Below are 861 nucleotides of genomic sequence, written 5' to 3'. Positions count from 1 at the left end.
CCGTTGCGCCATGACCCGCCGCCAGTCAAGACCCTCGAACAAAGCCTCGTATTGACCCCTGGAAAGACGCATCGTCCCATCCTGCACCTTGGGCCAGGCAAAGCTTCCATGTTCAAGAATTTTGTAAGTTAGCACCATTCCTGTGCCATCCCACACCAGGATCTTCAGACGATCCCCGCGCTTCGACCGGAAGATCACCGTCACCCCGGAATGCGGATCAAGCTTCAATTCGGTTTGAACCATCAAAGCCAGCGCCTGATGCCCGCAGCGGAAGTCCACCGGCCGCGTCGCGATCAGGATCGGCAGTCGTTGGCCAGCGACGATCATGCCGTCCCTCGCATCGCTCGCACCAGAGCCGCCACACGTTCAACCGGCACGTCACCGGGAACCCGCATCACAACGTCCGGGCCGATCTCCAGCGTCAGGACCGCTGAAACCGCCTCCGGCAGTTTCGGCGGCGCTAAAACACCCACAGCCTCGCTCGGCTCCGCTGTGATCGCCAAAGGCACAAATGCAGGCTCGGCATCCACGTTCTCCGAAGGGCCCGACATAGCCTCAAAAGGCAGGGCCAAAACCCCATCTCGTGCTTGTCGCCGCCAACTGGAAAGTTGGTTTGCTATAACGTCATGACGACGCGCAACATCAACAACACGAACACCGGGCTGAAAGCTTTCCGCTACAATCCGAGCCTTAACGTCATCCGGCCAACGCCGATTTCCCCGGCGCGGCTCGACAACTTCGTAGCGACCCACAAATCCATCTTCTGCCATGCAAATCTCCAGTTAGTCCTGGAAACCTTCTCGCACACGCAGCAAGCCTCAAAATATAGCCAATCCAATGGGGCGGAGACGGCGCTTACGT

2 protein-coding genes are annotated in these 861 nt (G+C 58.8%); both read right to left on the bottom strand.

Annotation, left to right across the window (positions count from 1 at the left end):
- The coding region (gene tnpB, locus ACSQ3J_RS31315; RefSeq protein ID WP_436041204.1) for an IS66 family insertion sequence element accessory protein TnpB at positions 1-327 on the bottom strand (327 nt) is incomplete at its 3' end.
- Positions 324-770, bottom strand: coding sequence for an IS66-like element accessory protein TnpA (gene tnpA, locus ACSQ3J_RS31310; protein ID WP_436041202.1), 447 nt, complete (start codon positions 768-770; stop codon positions 324-326). The genes tnpB and tnpA, both read right to left, overlap by 4 nt.
- Between the last annotated feature and the right edge of the window lie 91 nt (positions 771-861).

The sequence above is a fragment of the Rhizobium sp. LjRoot98 genome (genome assembly GCF_964252935.1).
In the GTDB taxonomy this organism is placed as follows: Bacteria; Pseudomonadota; Alphaproteobacteria; order Rhizobiales; family Rhizobiaceae; genus Pararhizobium.
Note: the sequence above shows the minus strand (reverse complement) of the source record. Positions and strands in the feature narration are given on the sequence as shown.